Source organism: Clostridium puniceum (genome assembly GCF_002006345.1).
Classification (GTDB): domain Bacteria; phylum Bacillota; class Clostridia; order Clostridiales; family Clostridiaceae; genus Clostridium; species Clostridium puniceum.
Map to the genome: position 1 here is coordinate 1 of NZ_LZZM01000090.1, position 1,641 is coordinate 1,641.

Below are 1,641 nucleotides of genomic sequence, written 5' to 3' on the forward strand. Positions count from 1 at the left end.
AAAAAAGGTATGCTTAATAAACCATTATTATTTTACGAATAATGGACAAGATTAAGGTGAAAATTATACACTAAATTACTATTTGTAAATGTCTTTCTAAATATAGCTTTTTATGAGTTTCAGGTAGCCTGAGTTCAAAAGCTTTTTTGTCTCTTAGTATAGCAAAAAAATGGTTAATTAATTTATGCATTATAGCACAGATAGCTATTTTCTTTGGTTTAGATGTAGTTAATTTTTTGTAATATGCAAGTAAAGCAGGATTAGCAGGGACTCCGTTTCGGAAAGTTTTAATTGACGCTAATGATAAATTATATAATATTTTTCTAGCTAAATTGGAACCACGTTTTGTAAGCTTATTATGTGTACTTGTGAAGGCTCCAGATTGAGATACCGACGTGTCAACGCCTAGAAATGCAACAAGTTTTTTTGCACTTGAAAAGTTTTTGATGTCTCCAATTTCAGCCAAAAGACTTATAGCACTTATTTGACCTACTTCAGGATGGGAGCATAATAACTCAACATTTTCCTTAAATTCTGGTATATTTGCAGAAAATTCTAGTATTTTTTCTTTTAGTTTATTGATAGCAGATTTAAATGAGTTGAGTAGATTAATGAAGCAAACCATTTCTGTTCCAAGATAATCTAGATTTAATTTTAATAATTCTGCTTCTTTGGCAATATTAAATAGTAAATTGTATCGTTTATCAGCCCATTCTGTAGAATGGTTTACAGTTGATTTTATAAGGGTAATAACATCTGATTTAGAGGCAGATAAAAAATCAACATAGGTTGGATATTTAAATAAAATAGCTAGTGGAACTGAACTAAATACATCACTGAATACTTCATTAAATTTTGGAAATACTAAATTAAGTAATGAATTTACTTTCTTTTTGTATTGAGCAGCATTGCTAACTAAAGAATCATATTCTCGGCAAAGCTTTTTCAATAAGAAAGTGTTTTCATCAAAAACAGATTCAGTTGAAAACATTGGGGATTGTGCTAATTGTGCAATTCTCAATGAATCCACTTTATCGTTTTTAACTTTTCTAATACTTTGTTTTGCAAAGTTCTTAGTATGTATTGGATTAATAACATAGCATTTATAGTGATTTTTACTAAAATAATTATAAAGAGGAATATGATATAATCCAGTAGATTCCATAAAAATTTCAGGTCTTTTTGAAAATTGTTTTTCAATTTTCTTTAAAGTAGTTAAGAGTTCAGTGAATCCTTTTAAATCATTTGTTATATTCAATTTTTTCCCATAGGTTTCACCACCGGGCATTAAAATAGTTATAACAGAAGATTTTGAAGATACATCTACTCCGACAACGAAGTTATTAATGAAATTATTCATAAATCATGTCTCCTTCTAGTTTGAATAGAGGTCTCATATAAATTCAATAGACTAGATCCTCGTTTGTTATTCAGATAATTTTACAAATAGTAAAAATCCAACCAGTTACACATAGAATCTATTGAATGAGATGACAGTCTAAAGAACGGGTATGTATATACTCCCAGGAAATTAACATCAATATCTCTATTCAAATATTAAATTTTCACTAGTTAGACTTTCACCATATAGACTTAAATATTCGTCTATGGATTTAGTATTTTCAAATACGAGGAGAATAT

1 protein-coding gene is annotated in these 1,641 nt (G+C 28.3%); it reads right to left on the bottom strand.

The window, feature by feature from the left end; translation table 11 throughout:
- Window positions 1–70: 70 nt before the first annotated feature.
- Complete coding sequence (locus CLPUN_RS07025) at window positions 71–1,360, bottom strand: IS110 family RNA-guided transposase (RefSeq protein WP_077846607.1); 1,290 nt, start codon at window positions 1,358–1,360, stop codon at window positions 71–73.
- Between the last annotated feature and the right edge of the window lie 281 nt (window positions 1,361–1,641).